Annotated in this window: 12 protein-coding genes; 8 read left to right on the forward strand and 4 right to left on the reverse strand. The window is 71.3% G+C overall.

Going from position 1 to position 15042, the window contains the following annotated elements:
* Positions 1-5: 5 nt before the first annotated feature.
* From ABZ822_RS13700 to ABZ822_RS13710, 3 genes are all read right to left on the reverse strand, one after another.
* Positions 6-983: an ABC transporter permease gene (locus ABZ822_RS13700; RefSeq protein ID WP_360851846.1), complete on the reverse strand. Its 978-nt coding sequence runs from the start codon at positions 981-983 to the stop codon at positions 6-8.
* 105 nt (positions 984-1088) lie between these two features.
* Entirely contained in the window at positions 1089-2888 is a 1800-nt protein-coding gene (locus ABZ822_RS13705; protein WP_360851849.1) for an ABC transporter substrate-binding protein, read from the reverse strand.
* A 97-nt stretch (positions 2889-2985) separates the two neighbouring features.
* Complete coding sequence (locus ABZ822_RS13710; RefSeq protein WP_360851852.1) at positions 2986-4014, reverse strand: ABC transporter permease; 1029 nt, start codon at positions 4012-4014, stop codon at positions 2986-2988.
* Between the two features lie 388 nt (positions 4015-4402).
* Between ABZ822_RS13710 and ABZ822_RS13715 the strand changes: the two genes are divergently transcribed.
* Entirely contained in the window at positions 4403-5389 is a 987-nt protein-coding gene (locus tag ABZ822_RS13715; protein WP_360851855.1) for a hypothetical protein, read from the forward strand.
* Between the two features lie 133 nt (positions 5390-5522).
* Here the strand turns inward: ABZ822_RS13715 and ABZ822_RS13720 are convergent, their stop codons facing one another.
* A complete protein-coding gene (locus ABZ822_RS13720; protein WP_360851857.1) occupies positions 5523-7655 on the reverse strand; it encodes a prolyl oligopeptidase family serine peptidase in 2133 nt (710 codons plus the stop codon).
* Positions 7656-7950: 295 nt separating this feature from the next.
* Between ABZ822_RS13720 and ABZ822_RS13725 the strand changes: the two genes are divergently transcribed.
* The 7 genes from ABZ822_RS13725 to ABZ822_RS13755 all read left to right on the forward strand — a co-directional run bounded on the left by ABZ822_RS13725 (position 7951) and on the right by ABZ822_RS13755 (position 15030).
* Entirely contained in the window at positions 7951-8145 is a 195-nt protein-coding gene (locus ABZ822_RS13725) for a hypothetical protein (RefSeq protein ID WP_360851860.1), read from the forward strand.
* 53 nt (positions 8146-8198) lie between these two features.
* A complete protein-coding gene (gene mshB / locus ABZ822_RS13730) occupies positions 8199-9107 on the forward strand; it encodes an N-acetyl-1-D-myo-inositol-2-amino-2-deoxy-alpha-D-glucopyranoside deacetylase (protein ID WP_360851863.1) in 909 nt (302 codons plus the stop codon).
* The gene (locus ABZ822_RS13735) at positions 9104-9472 is read left to right on the forward strand and encodes a DUF6113 family protein (protein WP_360851866.1); all 369 of its coding nucleotides are present in this window, start codon (positions 9104-9106) and stop codon (positions 9470-9472) included. The genes mshB and ABZ822_RS13735 overlap by 4 nt, the downstream gene beginning before the upstream one ends.
* Positions 9473-9624: 152 nt before the next feature.
* Positions 9625-11859, forward strand: a complete 2235-nt coding sequence (locus ABZ822_RS13740) for a hypothetical protein (protein ID WP_360851869.1) — start codon at positions 9625-9627, stop codon at positions 11857-11859.
* 215 nt (positions 11860-12074) lie between these two features.
* Positions 12075-13121 (forward strand): ABC transporter ATP-binding protein, encoded by a 1047-nt coding sequence (locus tag ABZ822_RS13745; protein ID WP_360851872.1) that lies wholly within the window; start codon positions 12075-12077, stop codon positions 13119-13121.
* The gene (locus ABZ822_RS13750; protein WP_360851874.1) at positions 13118-13858 is read left to right on the forward strand and encodes an ABC transporter permease; all 741 of its coding nucleotides are present in this window, start codon (positions 13118-13120) and stop codon (positions 13856-13858) included. Before ABZ822_RS13745 ends, ABZ822_RS13750 begins: the two co-directional genes overlap by 4 nt.
* Complete coding sequence (locus ABZ822_RS13755; protein ID WP_360851877.1) at positions 13855-15030, forward strand: sensor histidine kinase; 1176 nt, start codon at positions 13855-13857, stop codon at positions 15028-15030. The genes ABZ822_RS13750 and ABZ822_RS13755 overlap by 4 nt, the downstream gene beginning before the upstream one ends.
* Positions 15031-15042 lie beyond the last annotated feature (12 nt).

Below are 15042 nucleotides of genomic sequence, written 5' to 3' on the forward strand. Positions count from 1 at the left end.
ATCTCCTAGGACAGGCGCACGCGCGGGTCGATGTAGGCGTACACGGCGTCCACGATGATGTTGAAAACGAGGATGAACGCGGCGCTGAAGAGCATCACGCCCATCGTCAGCGGCAGGTCCTTGTTCTGCACCGACTGCACCGCGAGGCGGCCGATGCCGGCGAGGCTGAAGGTCGTCTCCGTGACGATGGCGCCGCCGAAGAGCGCACCCAGGTCCATGCCGAGGATGGTGACGATCGGGGTGAGCGAGCCGCGCCAGGTGTAGCGGTAGAACACGTAGTTCTTCGACATGCCCTTGGCGCGCGCGGTGCGGACGTGCTCCTCCTGCATCTGCTCGATCAGGGTGGAGCGCGACATACGCGTGTACTGCGCCGTGAAGATCGCCGCCATCACGCACCACGGGATCAGCAGGCCCATGAACCAGGCGCCGGGATCCTCGGTGATGGGTACGTATTTGGGGTTGTCCAGCCAGCCGGTGCTGTAGACGAGGATGCCCAGCACGATCGGGCCGAGGAAGTAGATCTGCATCGAGCTCAGGACCAGTGACACCGAGCTGACGGTCTTGTCGGTCATGGTGCCCTTGCGGCGGGCGGCGACGATGCCGGCGCCGAGACCAACGGTCAGGAAGACGGCGAGGCCGCCGACGGTCAGGGAGAGCGTCATCGGGAAGCGGTCGACGATCGTGTCCCAGACCATGAGGTTGTTGTTGAAGGAGACGCCGAAGCACGGGCTGCTGCAGTGGCCCACGGCGAAGTCGCGCCCGACCACGATCCCCTTCATGAACTCCCAGTACTGCACGGGCACTGGCTGGTCGAGGCCGAGGTTCTTGTGGATGACCTCGAGCGCGGGCTTGGTGCAGTTCTTGCCGCACGCGAGCAGGGCCGGGTCCTGGGGGACCGCGAAGAAGAGGAAGAACGTGAACGCGCTGATCAGGATGAGGATGATTGCGGCGCCGAACGTCCGGCGTACGAGGAATTGAAGCATCGGGTTCGCTGCTCTCGGGACGGCGGCTGCTGGGAGGTGGGCTTGCCAGGGGGGCGCCCGCTCCGCCGGGGCGGGCGCCCCCTGGTTCCTAGCTACGTGCTGCGGTTACTTCTTGAGGAAGATCCGGTTGATGTCGGTGTAGCTGGTGTCCGAGTTGTAGCGGGCACCACCGATGTTCGAGCCGTAGATCTGGAACTGCTTGGTGAAGTAGATCGGCGCCGCCGGGTTGATCTTCTCCACGATGTACTTGTGGAGCTTGGTCCACTCGGCAGTCGCCTTCTCCGGGTCGGTGATCTTCGCGATGCGCGCGATCTCGGAGTTGACGTGCTTGTTGTTCAGGTGCGTGTAGTTCGACGCACCGTCCTGGATCTGCGAACCGTCGAAGGACGGCGGGATGACGGTCGAGGCGGACGCCCAGTCCTGGCCCCAGCCGGTCATGTAGATGTCGTAGCCGTTCTTCACCTTGCCGACCTGCTCGTACCAGGTCGCGTCGTCGATGTCCTTCTTCTGGACGTCGAAGCCGGCCTTCTCCAGCGCGTTGGTGATGATCACTGCCTGCTGGCCGCGGATGTCGTTGTTGGCGTAGGCGTAGACGAGCTTCATGCCCTCCTTGCCGGCCTCCTTCAACAGCTTCTTGGCCTTCTCCGGGTCACCGTTCGGCTTGGCGATCTTGCCGTACGGGTCGTAGCCCTTCTCGTAGCCCGGGACGGTCGGGGCGAGCAGACCACCGGCCGGCTCACCGGCGTAGGCGCCACCGTCGGGGCGGATGATCTGGAGGTTCGGCAGCGCGTAGGTGATCGCGTCACGGACCTTCTTGTCCTTGATGCGGTCCATGTTCATGTTGAGCTGCCACACGTACGGCTGGTAGCCGCGGATCGTGCGCGCGAAGGCCTTCTTGTCGTTGACGACCTTCTTGGCCTGGCTCACGTCCACCGCGCCGGTGAACATGACCGCGTTCTTGGCCTCGTTGCGGTCGGCCAGGATGCGCTTGGTCTGCTCGGCGTCCTGGACGTTGAACGAGATGTCGAAGCCGTCGGGGTACTGGTTGCGCACCGAGTCGGTCTTCGGGTCCCAGTTGGGGTTCTTGACCAGCTTCATGCTCTTGCCGGACTTGAACTCGCCGATCATGTACGGGCCAAGGGCGACCGGCTTGTTGTCGTACTTCTCCTGCGTGTCCGCCTTCTCCGGCACGATGGAGTAGCCGCGCATCGCCAGCATCTGCGGGACGTCGGGCTGGGCCTCCTTGAAGTGGAAGACGATCGTCTTCTTGTCAGGAGTCTCCAGGACCTTGTCCGGGAGGTGCTTGCCCTTGTACGGACCCTGGGGCAGCGCCTTGCGGTAGGTGGTGCCACCGCCGGAGAGCCACTGCTGGAGGTAGATCGGGCCGTCGGTGATGAACGGCGCGTACAGACGCTCCACGGTGTGGCGGACGTCCTTGGACGTGATCTCGTTGCCCTCGGAGTCCTTGATGCCGTCCTTGAGGGTGTACGTCCAGGTCTTGCCGCCGTCCGAGGCCTTGCCGGAGTCGGTGGCGAGGTCGCCGACCACGGTCTTCTTGCCGTCCTCGTCCTCGTGGAGCTGCGTGAGGCCGCGGTGGATCAGGCGGCCGAGCAGACCCGCGTCGGAGACGTAGCTCTGACCGGGGTCGAGGTGCGAGAAGTCGGAGGTCTGCCACACGTTGACCGTGCCGCCGGACTTGGCGCCCTTGACCTCCGAGGCCGGGCCCTTGGACGCCGCGGCGTCCCCGAGTTCCACGGCCTCGGACTGGGACTTCGCCTCGTCCTGGGTGCTGGACTTGTCCTTGCCGTCGCTGTTGCCGCCGCCGCTGCATCCGGCCAGCGCAAGCGAGCCTGCCGCGAGCGCGACCACGAGAGCGCGTGCTCTGCGCGTAGAGCCAAGGTTCATGGCGTCTGGTGCTCCTGTCGGTTGTGATCCATTTGCGCTGCCGTGTCCGGAAGTAGTCCGGCGAAGGGTCGGCAGCCACCCCCCTCGAAATGGACGGCTACCGTCCGGACTTCGGGTCGAAGGCATCCCGGACGGAGTCACCAAGGAGGTTGAAGGCGACCACGAAGATCACCATGGCGACGCCCGGGAAGAACATGTAGGTCGGGTTGGTCTCGTAGATCCGGCCGGCGATGGCGAACATCCGGCCCCAGTCCGGCGTGGGCTCCAGGAAGCCGACACCGACGTACGACAGGAACGCGACCGAGAGGATCGTGGAGGGCAGCAGGTACGTGGCCTGCACCAGGATCGGCGTGACCAGGTTCGGCAGCAGCTCCTTGCGGATGATCCGCCAGGGGGAGGCGCCGGAGACCTTCGCGGCCTCCACGAACTCCCGCTCACGCAGCGAGAGGGTGGAGCTGCGCACCAGGCGGCTCATGCCCATCCAGCCGAGGAACCACAGCACGAAGATGATCGCCAGCGCCCGGATGTAGGTCGGTGTCTCGTCCGACGGGTCCACGAAGACCGCGGTGATCACCGGCATGGTGGCGATGAAGAACAGCTGGCTCGGGAAAGCGAGGAGGAAGTCGGTCAGCCGGCCGAGCCAGTAGTCGACCTTGCCGCCGTAGAAGCCCCCGACCAGGCCGATGAGCACGCCGGTGATCACCATCAGGATGGTCACGACGACGGAGGTGTACAGGGAGGTCCGCATCCCGTACAGGAGCTGGGTGAACACGTCACGGCCGAGGTTCGGCTCGAGGCCGAACCAGAAGTCGCCGGAGATGCCGCCGTTGGCGCCGGTCGGGTCGCCGAACTCGTCCAGCAGGCCCGCCTGCTCCTGCCCGTAGAAGGTGTACGGGTCCTTGCCGTACACCATCGATATGACCGGGGCCAGGGCTGCGATGGCGAAGAAGAAGAGCACCACGAACGCCGATATGACGCCCGTGCGGTCCCGCTTGAAGCGCAGCCACATCAACTGGCCGGGGGAGCGCCCGGTGAGGGACGGGTCCTTGCCGGAGCCCTTCTCAGGCGTCGTCGGAACCGTCGCTGCGTCGGCGGTCGGACCAGCAGCTTGGGTTGGGCTCGTCATTGGCTTCATGCCCCCGGAGGCGAAAATTGTTTGACACAGAAGAGCAGCGGGTCGCGCTGTTGATTGACCGGAACTCTTACGAGCTAATCAACGCGCGTCAAGAGGCAAAGCGGTGGGGAACGCCCGACTCTTCGCTTCTTGAGCGAAGATTTCGCAGATCGACGTCCGGGCGTGCTTGACACGGTTCCGTCGTGGTGTGACATGCCGGGAAAATCAGGACCAACTGCGTTCACGTACTAGCAACTTCATTGACGCAGTTCCGATATACGGACGCACCAGGGTGGAGACCGTACGGCCGTGCGGGTGCCGTGGGCCGGCCGGGGCGGGCTCGGGCCCTCCCCGGCCGGTCGCTTGTCGAAAGGCCGCCTTGCGGGGTAGAACCGCAGGCATGGGACAGGGGCGCACACTCGTGCGCGGAGCACGCCTATTCGGGGCATTCGCCTGTGCCCTGCTCGCGTTGATCGAGCTGATGTGGATCATCCAGGACCTCACGGCGGCGGCCGAGCCCGTCGACGTGTGGTGGCTCTGGGCCGGTCTGCCCTCCCGCGCGGACGGGGGCATCTGGGGCACGTCGCTGGTCGATCCCGTCCTCGTCTGCGTCCACACGGTGGTCGCCTTCATCGCGCTCCAGTCGGTCGCCGTCGCGCCCGGTGCGCTCGCTTCCGCGGCGGTCGCCACCCTGGCGCTGCGCCTCCCCAGCCTGTGGATGCTCCAGTCCGACTGGATGCGGGTGATCGACGAGGACCTGCGGTCCCGGGCGACGCTGACGGCGGCCGCGGGCGTGGTGATCGGCGCGCTGCTGCTGGTGACGGTGGCCGTCGCCCGCCGGCCCGCGGACAACACACCTCCCTCGCCCCGGCCCGGCCGGGGCGCCTCCGCCACCGCCGCGGTCCTGCTGGCCGTTGCCGCGGTGGCCGGAGCAGCCTGGCAGATCCACCGGGCCGGTGAGTGGGGCTGGCCCACGTACCGGAAGGTGCTCGTCGGCGACGGTCCGCAGAACGTCTACGCGCTGCTCCAGCCGCCGTACGGATGGCTCGGCTGGACGGTGGTCGCCCTCTGCCTCGCGGGCGCGGTCGCCGCGCTCCGGCGTACGACCTGGGCGCGGGCGCTGGGCTCGACCGCGGCCGTGCTCCTCCTCGCCCGCGGGCTCACAGGTATCTCCGCGCAGCAGCGGGGCGAGATGCTCGGGCACCTCGGCGACCTGCCGCTCCAGGAGCAGCTGAGTGTGGGCACGGCGCTCTTCGAGACCCTGGCCGGGTTCGTGGTGCTCGCGGTGCTGGCGCGGCGGGGCGAGCGCACGGCCTTCGAGGCCGACGGCTTCGCGTACGGGTACCGCGACGACGAGCCGTACGCCACGCAGCCGCCGCGCTGGTGACGGGCGCGGGCGCCGGTCGGTAGCGCGGCGGATCGTCCGTCCCCAGGGACTGTCCACACCGCATCGACCCGCCCTCCGCGAGCACGGGTGGACGCGGCGCGGACGCGATGCTGCGCTCGGTCCCCCGGCGGGCTCAGTCGCGGGCCATGCCCAAGGACCGCTTGAGGAAGTCCACCTGGAGCAGCAGCAGGTTTTCGGCCACCTGCTCCTGCGGTGTCATGTGGGTCACCCCGGACAGCGGCAGTACCTCGTGCGGCCGGCCCGCTGCGAGCAGCGCCGAGGACAGGCGCAGGGTGTGTGCGGCGAGGACGTTGTCGTCCGCGAGCCCGTGGATGATCATCATCGGACGGTGGGTCTCCGCGGCGCCCGACAGGCCGCCCGACGTGACGACCGAGTTCGCGTCGTAGACCTCGCCGTGCTCGTCCGGGTGGCCGAGGTACCGCTCCGTGTAGTGGGTGTCGTACAGCCGTTGGTCGGTGACGGGCGCCCCCACCACGCCGGCATGGAAGACGTCGGGCCGGCGCAGCACCGCGAGCGCGGCGAGGTAACCGCCGTACGACCAGCCGCGGATGGCGACCCGGGTGACATCGAGGGGATGGTCCGCGGCCAGGGCCTGGAGCGCCTCCACTTGGTCCTCGAGGGTCACGCCCGCCAGGTTGTGCGCGACGGCCTTCTCCCAGCCCGGCGACTGACCCGGCGTGCCGCGGCCGTCGGCGACGACCACGGCGAAACCCTGGTCGGCGAACCACTGCGAGGTGAGGTGGGCGTTGTGGGCGGCCACGACGCGCTGGCCGTGCGGACCGCCGTACGGGTCCATGAGGACCGGAAGCGGACCGTCCTCCTCGCGGTGGCCGGTGGGCAGCAGCACGGCGCACGGGATGCGGCGCGCGCCGGCCCGCACCAGCCGGGGCGCGGCCGTGAGCACCGGCTTCTCGGCGTACGACGGGACGACGGTCACGGCCTTGCCGTCGTTCAGCACCCGGGCCGTCGCGCCGCTCGACTCCAGCGAGGCCGAGGAGAGCACCAGGACGGAGCCGCAGCGCACGGCCGAGTGCACACCGCGGCCCTCCGACAGGCGCTCGATGCCCAGCTCGTTGACGCGGTGGACATGGATCTCACCGGTGCCGGGGTCCTCCGCCTCCGGCCCCGCGGACGCCGAGATCAGCACGTCGTCGGCGGACACGTCCAGCACCGCCCGGACGTGCAACTGCGGCCCGGTGAGCGGGCGGGCGCCGACGACGAGGACGCGCGCCCCGCCCTCGTCCGCGATCCGCACCAGCCTCCCGTCCGGGGTCCACGCGGGGACACCGGGGAACAGATCCAGCCAGACCGGGTCCTCATCCGCGTGCAGCATGCGCGTCCGGCCGGTCCCGGTGTCGACGGTCAGGTAGAGCTGGTCGCGCTGGTTCCTGGCCTGCACCAGCAGCAGCGGGGGACCGGCCGGCGACCAGTGCACACGCGCGAGGTACGGGTACGCCGCGCGGTCCCACTCCACCTCCGTACGGGAGCCGTCGAGGCCGACGAGCAGCAGGCGGACGTCGGCGTTGGCCGTCCCCGCCGCCGGATACGCGACCTCCTGCGGCGCCCGGTTCGGGTGGGTCGGGTCGGAGATCCACCAGCGCTGCACCGGCGACTCGTCGACACGGGCGACCAGCAGGCTCTCGCTGTCCGGGGACCACCAGAAGCCCCGGGCCCGGTCCATCTCCTCGGCGGCGATGAACTCGGCCAGCCCGTAGGTGACATCTCTCTCGCCGTCATTGGGGGCGGCGAGCGCGCGGTCCGCCGCGCCGTCGGCGTCCACGACCCTCAGCGCGCCGCCCGCGACGTAGGCGACGCGGCGCCCGTCCGGCGAGGGCCGCGGGTCCACGACCGGTCCGGGGACGGGGAGTTCCCGCGCGGTACCGGCGCGCAGTTCCGCGGTGAACAGCCGACCGGAGAGCGCGAACGCGGCCAACTCGGCCGCCTCGTCCACCGCGTAGCCGACGACGCCCGCGGCCCCCTCCCGGCTGCGCTCCCGCCGGGCCCGCTCCTCGGCGGACAACTCCTCGGACGCGCCACCCAGCAGGGCCGCCGGATCGGCGGCGATCCGCTCCTCGCCGGAGCCGGGATCGAGCACCCAGAGCAGGTTCGCCCGGTCGGTGCCGCCGCGGGAACGGAGGAAGGCGATGCGCGCCCCGTCCGGCGACACGGTGAAGGCGCGCGGGGCGCCGAGGGTGAAGCGCTGGGTCCGGGCGTGCTGGCGCGGAAAGGAGATCTGTCCCGTCATGCCCCCAGACCCTATGCGCGGCCCCGGCTGCGGAACACCGCATCGATCACCTGTCGCTCCGCCGTCCGGGGCGCGCGCCCCGGGCCACGTACCGGACCCGTCCGCGGCGGGGCGCTTCCGCCCTGCGCTGGGCGCCCCCCGGCGGCGGACCCGTGCGCCCCTTCTCTGCTCCCGTGCACCGATCCATGCTCAGGAGCGGAAAGTTATGATCAGTTGCGCACAGTGGGCGAGAAGCCTGCGGCAGTGCGAAATCATCCGCTCGTTGATTCGGCCCCGTCTTTGGAGGTGAACCGCCGTGGCACTCTCGATCTCGGCGGTAGTGCTGCTGGCGATCATCGTCTTCCTGCTGGTCCGGAAAGCCGGGCTCAAAGCAGGACATGCGGTGGTCTGCATGCTGTTGGGCTTCTACCTGGCGAGTTCGTCCGTCGCCCCGACGATCAGCGAGCTGACCACGAACGTCGCCGGCATGATCGGCGGCATCAAGTTCTGACGGCCTCCGGGCGCCCGGCTCCTGTGCCGGCGCCCGGCTCGTACGCTGTACGCATGACCGATCTTCCCGGCCGCCGTCTCCTGCTCGTCCACGCACACCCGGACGACGAGACGATCAACAACGGCGCCACCATGGCCAAGTACGCGGCCGAGGGAGCCCTCGTCACGCTCGTGACGTGCACCCTCGGCGAGGAGGGAGAGGTGATCCCCGCCGATCTCGCCCATCTCGCCGCCGACCGCGACGACACCCTGGGCACGCACCGGATCGGCGAACTGGCCGCCGCCATGGCCGAGCTGGGGGTCACCGACCACCGCTTCCTCGGCGGCCCGGGCCGCTACCGTGACTCCGGAATGATGGGGCTGCCACAGAACGACCGCCCCGACGCCTTCTGGCAGGCCGACCTGGACGAGGCCGCGGCGCACCTGGTCGCGGTGGTGCGCGAGGTCCGGCCGCAGGTGCTGGTCACCTACGACGCGAACGGCGGCTACGGCCACCCGGACCACATCCAGGCCCACCGCGTCGCCATGCGCGCGGCCGATCTGGCCGCCGACCCCGCCTTCCGTGCCGACCTCGGCGCACCGCACGCGATCGGCAAGGTCTACTGGAACTGCCTGTCACGCTCCGCCGCCGAAGCGGGACTTGCGAGGCTGCGCGAGTCGGACGTGAGCTTCGACGGCATCGCCACGGCCGACGACGTACCGGGTGTGGTCGACGACGCCGAGGTCTCCGCCCGGATCGACGGGCGGGCGTACGCGGGGGCGAAGACGGCGGCGATGCGGGCGCACGCCACGCAGATCGCCGTCGACGGCCCGTTCTTCGCACTCTCCAACGACCTCGGCCAGCCGCTCTTCGCCGAGGAGCACTACCAGCTGGTCCGGGGCGAACCGGGCGGGCAGCGGCCCGAGGCCGACCTGTTCGCAGGGGTCTCCTCCGCCCCCGTCGCGACGGGAGCGAACCGGTGACCGCGGGGCGCCTCACCGCGTACGTCGTCTTGTTCGTGCTCGGCGCGCTGGTCGGCGGGGCGGGCGCACTCGTCCAAGCGGCCTGGTTCCCCGCCGGGTTGGTGCTCGCCCTGCTCGGCGTCGCCGGAATCTGCTACGGCGGTGTGAAGGCGCTCGACTCCCGGGCCGGCGCCGCGGCACCCGCGGGCGGCTGGCTGATCGCCGTGATGCTGCTGACGGCCACGCGTCCGGAAGGCGACTTCGTCTTCGGTGCGGGCGTGGGCTCGTACGTCTTCCTGCTGGGCGGGATCGTCGTGGCTGTGATCTGTGCCACCTTGACGCCTGTGCCCCCACCGGGCGTGCAAGCCGCCCGACTTGGCAAGTGACAGGACAAACCGCCCAGGTGCCCGGACCGTCCCCGCGGAGGACGATCCGGCCGTCCCTGGGTCGCCGTCGGCGCTGCCCAGTATGGTGGAGCGCGCCGCCGAGCCGCCCCGAGCACGGTCACGGGTGGCGGAGCTAACCGGGAGAACCAGCCTTGAGCCGAGAAACTGACAGTTCGTCCTCCGGGCCCCAGGGCCGCGGCGGAGCCGCGTACCCGTCGGGGACCCCGCCGTACGGCACCCGCCAGTACCCGTCGCTGCAGCCCCCGCAGGACTCCGGGCGCGATGACGCCGCCGCGCACGACAGCGAGGCGGGCAAGTCCGAGGAGCCCAGGACCGAGACGACGCTGACGACCCGGATCCAGATCAACATCCCGGGCTCACGGCCCATTCCGCCGGTCGTCGTGCGCAAGACGGTCCAGGGCGGGGACACGGACACCGCCGCGTCGGGACCGACGTCCTCCATCACGGGCACCACGCCCACGCCGCCGTCGGGTGTGCCCGCCCCCGCCCCGGCTCCCGCTCCGCGGAGCGAGGCGCCGTCGCCCCGTTCGGGCGCGTCCGGTGCCTCCGGTGAGGGCAGGGACGAGGCGAGGACCAGCGACTGGTTCGCGCCGCGCAAGCCGCCGGCCGCCATCCCGCCGGCCTCCTCGGACCCCACCCCGCCGCCCTCGGGCGACCGGCAGCGGTCCGACCTTCCGTACTTCTCCGGCGGACCGGGCACCGGCGGCGGACCGTCCGGTGCGGGTGCGCCCGGAGCCGGTCCGGGTTCCGGCGCCGGCCGTGGTCCGGGGCAGGGTCCCGGGTCCGGTCCCCGGCCGGGTGACACCGGCAGCACTCCCGTCTACGGCGCGGGCGGTTCGGGCCCGTACGGCGGCGGTTCGAGCGAGGACACCGGCACCGGGTCCGTCCCCGCCTACGGCGCGGGGCCCGGCTCGGGTTCCGCGGGTGCGCCGCCGCCCGGCGGCCTGCCCGTTCGTCCCGGGTCCGCGGGTCCCGCGGGTCCGACCTCCGGGCCGATGACCGGTGACATGCCGCTTCTGCCGCCCGGGTTCCAGCGTCCCGCCGGCCGGGGCGGCGACGACACCGCCCGCCTCACCCCGCAGCCCCCCGCGCCCGGTGACACCGGCCATCACCCGCCGGCACCCGGCATCGGCGCGGTCGGCCCCGGCCCCGGTGGTCCCGGCGGCCAGGTGCCCGGCGGTCCGGAAGGCCCCGGAGGCCCCGATGGCCCGCGCGGTCCTGAGCGCATCTCGGGCGACACCCTGGTCAGCGGGATCCCGCGGGTCCCGTCCTCCAACGAGTTCCCGTTCCCGGGGACTCCGGCGGCGGGCGAGCGGGCGTTCCCGCCCGGCCCGGGCGCTCCGTCCGCTCCGGAGGGGCCCGCCTCCCCGGCGCCCGCGCCGGTCGACGTCCCGAGCGCACCGCTGTCCCCGCCCGCGAAGAAGGGCCGCTCCAAGCTCGTCCTCGCCGGGGCGGGGCTGTTCGGCCTGGTCGCCGTCGCGTACGGGGCGGGCCTGCTGCTCGACCACGCGGACGTGCCCAACGGCACCACCGTCCTCGGCGTGGACATCGGGGGGATGACGAAGGAGGACGCCGTCACCAAGCTCGACGGCGCACTCGGTGACCGGATCAACGGGCCGATGACGGTGACGATCGACGGCAAGGAGGAGCAGCTCAAGCCGTCCACCGCGGGCCTGGCCCTCGACACCCGGACGACCGTGAGCGATGTCGCGGGGCGCGACTACAACCCGGTCTCCGTGATCGGTTCGCTCTTCGGGGGCGCCCGCGAGGGCACGCCCGCGATCGACATCGACGAGGAGAAGCTCGCCGCGGCGCTGAGGACGCTCTCCGGTCAGGCGGCTGGCAGCCAGGACGGCACGATCAAGTTCGTGCCGGGCAAGGCCGTCGCGGTGCCGGGCAAGACCCACAAGGCGCTGGACGTGAACCAGTCGGTCGACGCCGTCGAGAACGCGTACCGCGAGCGGGCCGAGACCGGGAAGAACGCGGCGCTCGACCTGCCCGTCAGCCTGCAGAAGCCGTCGATCAGCAAGGACGAGATCGACCGCAAGATGAAGGAGTTCGCCGAACCGGCGATGTCCGATCTGGTCACGATCAAGGCCGGCGACAAGTCGATCCCGTTCGGCCCCGACAAGTCGCTCCCGAAGATCCTCTCGGTGAAGCCGGTCAACGGCAGGCTGGTGGAGGTCTACGACCGCGCGGCGCTCAAGAAGCTGTACGGCAGCACCTTCGAGGGCGTCCTCATCACCAAGGGCGACGGCAGCAAGAAGCCCGTCTCACCGGAGGACGTGGCCGCGGCGCTGGCGAAGGCGCTGCGCGGCAAGACTCCGGAGGAACGTATCGGCGTCATCCCGGTCAACCCCGACTAGGCCGCCGGGAACGCCAGGACGGCGACCGTTCGCCGCGACGACCGAGCCCCCGTGCCCGCTCCGGGCCGGGGGTTCGGCCGTGCCCGGCCCCTCAGGTCCTGGTCCTTCCCTCCGTCTCCCCGGTCCGGCGGCACCGCGCGGCATGACATCCGTCATGCGGGAGTCACGACCGTCGGCACTGCCGGGCGGGGCCGGCCCGCCGCCAGGCTGGCCCCATGACCGCAACGCAACTCCGGCCGCCCGCCGTCGTCTTCGAGCACGCCGGCAAGTCGTACGGGAAGGTCCGCGCCGTGACGGACCTGTCCCTGGCCCTTCACCCGGGCGAGACCGTCGCCCTCCTCGGCCCCAACGGCGCGGGCAAGTCCACCACCCTCGACCTCCTGCTGGGGCTCCGCGCCCCGGACACCGGCACCGTCCGGGTCTTCGGTACGAGCCCGCGCGAGGCCATCGTCTCCGGCCGGGTCGGGGCGATGCTGCAGAGCGGCGGCCTCATGGAGGAGGTGACGGTCCGCGAACTCGTCGCGCTCGCCTGCGATCTGCACCCCCGCCCGCACCCGGTGAACCGGGTGCTCGCCCACGCCGGGCTCACCGCCGTCGCCGACCGCCGCGTGGACCGGCTCTCCGGCGGCCAGGAGCAGCGCGTACGGTTCGCGCTCGCCACCGCCGGCGCCTGCGACCTCGTCGTCCTCGACGAGCCCACGACCGGGATGGACGTCTCCTCCCGGCAGAGCTTCTGGGCCACCATGCGCGAGGAGGCGCAGGCGGGCCGCACCGTGCTGTTCGCCACCCACTACCTGGAGGAGGCGGACGAGATCGCCGACCGCGTGATCGTGCTGCACCGCGGACGGGTGCTCGCGGACGGCACGGCGGCCGCGATCAAGGCGAAGGCCGGACAGCGCCGCGTCACCTTCGAACTCGACGCGCTCGACGGGCCGGACGCCGTCGAAGGGCCCCGCGCGCTCGACGCCCTGGTCACCCCCGGGGGACCCCGCGCGCTCGACGCCCTGGTCACCCCCGGGGGACCCCGCGCGCTCGACGCCCTGGACACCCCCGGGGCTCCCCGCGCGCTCGACGGGCTGCGCTCCCTCCCGCACCTCACCGGCCTGGAGGTCTCCGGCCGTACGGTCCGCCTCCGGTCCCGCGACGCCGACGCCACGGTGCACGCGCTCTACGGGCTCGGGCTCTACCCGCGGAACCTGGAGGTCACCGGACTCGGCCTGGAACAGGCCTTCATCGCCATCACCGAGGAGGCCGGACGATGACCACGCTCATCAGGCTCGAGACCGTACGCACCCTGCGCAACAAGAAGTTCATGTTCTTCTCGGTGATCTACCCCTCCGCGCTCTTCCTGATGATCGCGGGGCCGCAGAGCAGCACCGACACGGTGCCGCACACCGGTCTGACCCTCCAGCTCTACTACACCGTCGCCATGGCCTCCTTCGGTGCGCTGACCGCCGTCCTCATGGGCAACAGCGAACGGATCGCCAAGGAACGGGAGAAGGGCTGGGTGCGGCAGCTCCGTCTGACCCCCTTGCCGGGCCGCGGCTACGTGCTGGCGAAGATCGCCTCGTCGGCCGTGGTGACGCTGCCGTCCATCGTCGTCGTCCTCGCCGTCGCCGCCGCGGCCAAGGACGTACGGATGGAGGCGTGGCAGTGGGCCGCGCTCATCGGCACGATCTGGGCGGGCAGTCTGGTCTTCGCCGCGCTGGGTGTCGCCCTCGGCTACCTCGTCTCCGGTGACGCCGTACGGCCGGTCACCATGATCCTCTACTTCGGCCTGTCGATCCTGGGCGGCCTGTGGATGCCCACGACCGCGTACCCGGAGTGGCTGCGGAGCATCGGCGACTGGCTGCCCACGCACGCGTACGCTGGGCTGGGCCAGGCCATCGAGCTGGGCGGTGCCCCGCACGCCCGGGACGTGGCCGTCCTCGCCGCGTACTTCGTCCTCTTCGCGGGCGGCGCGGCCTGGCTCTACCGCAAGGACACCCGGAAGGCATGAGCACCCACCCCCGCCCGGCCCTGATCGGCCGCGCGCCCGAGAACCGCCGGCAGGCGGTCGTGAAGCTGCTGTGGATCTCGGTGTGGATGTTCTATCTGAGTGATCCGGTCGACGACCTGCTCGACGGACACCACAGCACCGTGGCGTCGGCGCTCGGCTGGGCGGGCCTCGCGGTGTTCGTCGGGGTCTACCTCGCCCTCGTCGTCCGGCAGACCCGCGGCACGCCGCCGGCCTGGGTGTACGCGCTGCTGGCGCCGGCCGCCGCCCTCTCCCTGGCCCTTCCGTACAGCCTCGGCCCGGACTGGCTGGTGCTGTTCGTGTACACCTCGATCGCCTGCGGAGCCGGGCTGCCCACCGAGCGGGCGCGATGGGCCGTCCCCGTCGTCACGGCTCTGCTCGTCGGCATGGGGGAGGTGACGCACGCGGCGGAGCATCTGGTGCCCTCGCTCGTCGTCCCCTGCCTGCTCGGCGGATTCGCGATGATCGGCATCCGGCACCTCATCGTCACCACGCGCGAGCTGAGCGAGGCACGGGCCACCGTGGCGCACCTCGCGGCGAACGAGGAGCGGCTCCGGCTCGCCCGCGACCTGCACGACCTGCTCGGCCACTCGCTCTCGCTCATCACGCTCAAGAGCGAGCTGGCCGGACGGATGCTGCCGGCCCGCGCGGACGACGCGGCCCGGCAGGTCGCGGACATCGAACAGGTCAGCAGGCAGGCGATGGTGGACGTACGGGAGGCGGTGTCCGGCTACCGGAGGCCCACGCTGCCGGCGGAGATCGCCGGGGCCCGTACGGCCCTGGCCGCCGCCGGTATCGCCTCCGACCTGCCCGGCGGGACCGCCCCCGACGGGGCCCGGCCCTCCCCGGAGGCGGAGGGCGCCCTGGCCTGGGCGCTGCGCGAGGCGGTCACCAACGTCGTACGGCACAGTGCGGCCGCCCGCTGCACGGTCGCCCTCACCGAGCGCAACACCCTCGACGGACCCGTGCTCGAACTCACCGTCGAGGACGACGGGAACGGTGCGGGGGCGACCGCGCGCGGCAACGGGCTCACCGGGATCGCCGAACGGCTGGAGAGCGTCGGCGGCGTCCTGGAGACGGGGCCGGGCCGGCGGAGCGGGTTCGCCCTGCTGGCCCGGGTCCCCCTCGGCCTCGAGGAGGGGAACGCGGCGTGATCAGGATCCTGC

This window comes from Streptomyces sp. NPDC047108 (assembly GCF_040643575.1).
GTDB lineage: Bacteria > Actinomycetota > Actinomycetes > Streptomycetales > Streptomycetaceae > Streptomyces.

Excerpts from the sequence above, each read along its gene's own strand:
- ABZ822_RS13750 (WP_360851874.1), top strand. The coding sequence starts at position 13,118 with ATGACCACGCTCATCAGGCTCGAGACCGTACGCACCCTGCGCAACAAG.
- ABZ822_RS13705 (WP_360851849.1), bottom strand. The coding sequence starts at position 2,888 with ATGAACCTTGGCTCTACGCGCAGAGCACGCGCTCTCGTGGTCGCGCTC.
- mshB (WP_360851863.1), top strand. The coding sequence starts at position 8,199 with ATGACCGATCTTCCCGGCCGCCGTCTCCTGCTCGTCCACGCACACCCG.
- ABZ822_RS13755 (WP_360851877.1), top strand. The coding sequence starts at position 13,855 with ATGAGCACCCACCCCCGCCCGGCCCTGATCGGCCGCGCGCCCGAGAAC.
- ABZ822_RS13710 (WP_360851852.1), bottom strand. The coding sequence starts at position 4,014 with ATGACGAGCCCAACCCAAGCTGCTGGTCCGACCGCCGACGCAGCGACG.
- ABZ822_RS13720 (WP_360851857.1), bottom strand. The coding sequence starts at position 7,655 with ATGACGGGACAGATCTCCTTTCCGCGCCAGCACGCCCGGACCCAGCGC.
- ABZ822_RS13700 (WP_360851846.1), bottom strand. The coding sequence starts at position 983 with ATGCTTCAATTCCTCGTACGCCGGACGTTCGGCGCCGCAATCATCCTC.
- ABZ822_RS13745 (WP_360851872.1), top strand. The coding sequence starts at position 12,075 with ATGACCGCAACGCAACTCCGGCCGCCCGCCGTCGTCTTCGAGCACGCC.
- ABZ822_RS13715 (WP_360851855.1), top strand. The coding sequence starts at position 4,403 with ATGGGACAGGGGCGCACACTCGTGCGCGGAGCACGCCTATTCGGGGCA.